Origin of the sequence: Rhodococcus sp. 05-2254-6 (assembly GCF_002258565.1) — a bacterium.
In the GTDB taxonomy this organism is placed as follows: Bacteria; Actinomycetota; Actinomycetes; order Mycobacteriales; family Mycobacteriaceae; genus Rhodococcoides.
Genome location: NZ_NOZF01000064.1, coordinates 1 through 1,535 on the forward strand (window position 1 = coordinate 1; position 1,535 = coordinate 1,535).

The window sequence follows — 1,535 nt, forward strand, 5'->3', positions numbered from 1 at the left end:
CGGCGGGGTGGTGCAGGCCCAGCGGTTTAGGGCCGTCCGTGAAGGTAGTCGAGGATCCGTTCACCGTCACTGAGCCGGAATGGGATAGTCGATGTCCACATAGTGGGAAGCGAGGGGGTGTTTCCGCAGCTCAGACCAGCTCGTGGCGCTAATGTTTCTACTTCGTAACCCGAACGTTATGTGACTCGAAACACGCCTCAAAAGAGACGCGGAGCACTATTTTCTGCGGCGTTCGGCGTGATAAACGCGTGTCGTGACGCGTCGCGGTGTACTCGTTCGGGGTGCGCGAGAGCGCGGAGAAGTCACGTGATTTGCATTGGTTGTACGCACGGGAGTAACTTCGTAGACGCAACGCGGGGTGGAGCAGCTCGGTAGCTCGCTGGGCTCATAACCCAGAGGTCGCAGGTTCAAATCCTGTCCCCGCTACCACTGAAGAAGACCCAGGACATATGTCCTGGGTCTTTTTTCGTGCTCGGTTGGGTCCGGAACGGACTCTCGGCCGCAGTCTGCACGTTCGATACCGGAAGGTTCGCCTCGCATGATTCTCCCCGCCGTCCGAGATCCGCGCCTCATCACCGTGCATCGCGGCGGGCTTCTGTCCGACGACGACCATCGGAGCCTCGCGCTCTGGGCGGCCGAGTGTGCCGAACATGTTCTCCACCTGTTCGAGGAGCTCGAACCTTCCGACCCGCGGCCGCGTGAGGCAATCGAGGGCATTCGTGGGTGGACGCGCGGCGAGCTCGCGATGATGGCCACCCGCGCCCTCGGCGGGCACGCCATGGGTGCGGCACGGCCGCTGCACGGTTGCGCTCGCTTCGCCGCATACGCCGCGGGGCAGGCAGCCTGTGTGGCACACGTACCCGAACACGACCTCGGAGCGGCCGCCTATGCCATCAAGGCAGCTCGGGCGGCCGCGCGTGACGGCCTGGAGCCGAGTGCAGGTCTGAAGGAACTCGAATGGCAGCGCGACCGGCTCCCGAACAATGTGCGAAAACTGGTGCTGGAAGACCAGGAGAGAAGAAGCAGTATCTGTTGGTCGTTGTTCGACGGTTGAGCCGTCCAGTACGGTCGCGGTCGACCGGTCCGTATCGGGAGTTCAGTCCGTGATCTGCTCGCGGGCATCGTCACTGGTGACCGATTCGGAAGGGGCGGGGCCGCCCTCGTCGTCCGCATCATCGGCAGTGAGGTCGACGGTGTCCACGCCTTCGAGTGCGGTCAGTTCCTGCTCTGCCTCGGCGATGAGGCCTTTCGCGTTCTCTTCCATCTTCTTGATCCACTCGGCCATGACGGTGACACCCTTCGCTCGATCGTGTACCACCGGTCTACCAGACTTCTTCACCCCTAGGATCCATGGTGTGCCAACACGAACCTCGCGTCTCGATCTCGACGAGCCGGTCGGCACGGATCTCGATGAGCTGTACGCGATCTGCAGCGACCCGCAGTCGTGGACGCACTTCCCGAGCCTGCGACACACCGATCCCGGTGCAACCGAACGAATGTTGCAGAGCTGGGCGGAGCAGTGGCGGCGGGATGGA

The 1,535-nt window shown here is 63.1% G+C and carries 3 protein-coding genes and 1 tRNA gene; 3 read left to right on the plus strand and 1 reads right to left on the minus strand.

What is annotated here, in order from left to right; translation table 11 throughout:
• Positions 1-352 precede the first annotated feature (352 nt).
• Both CH256_RS08335 and CH256_RS08340 read left to right on the plus strand, forming a co-directional pair.
• Positions 353-429: transfer RNA gene (locus tag CH256_RS08335), tRNA-Met, on the plus strand.
• A 109-nt stretch (positions 430-538) separates the two neighbouring features.
• Positions 539-1,054: a putative immunity protein gene (locus CH256_RS08340; protein ID WP_068045955.1), complete on the plus strand. Its 516-nt coding sequence runs from the start codon at positions 539-541 to the stop codon at positions 1,052-1,054.
• Positions 1,055-1,096: 42 nt separating this feature from the next.
• Here CH256_RS08340 and CH256_RS08345 read toward each other — a convergent pair whose 3' ends face one another.
• On the minus strand, positions 1,097-1,339 hold the full coding sequence (locus CH256_RS08345) for a hypothetical protein (protein ID WP_231893691.1): 243 nt from the start codon (positions 1,337-1,339) through the stop codon (positions 1,097-1,099).
• Positions 1,340-1,355: 16 nt separating this feature from the next.
• Between CH256_RS08345 and CH256_RS08350 the strand changes: the two genes are divergently transcribed.
• Positions 1,356-1,535: GNAT family N-acetyltransferase (locus CH256_RS08350; protein WP_218829131.1), on the plus strand; the 180-nt coding region annotated here is incomplete at its 3' end.

Coding starts and splice junctions, on each gene's coding strand:
- CH256_RS08340 (WP_068045955.1), top strand. CDS start 539: ATGATTCTCCCCGCCGTCCGAGATCCGCGCCTCATCACCGTGCATCGC.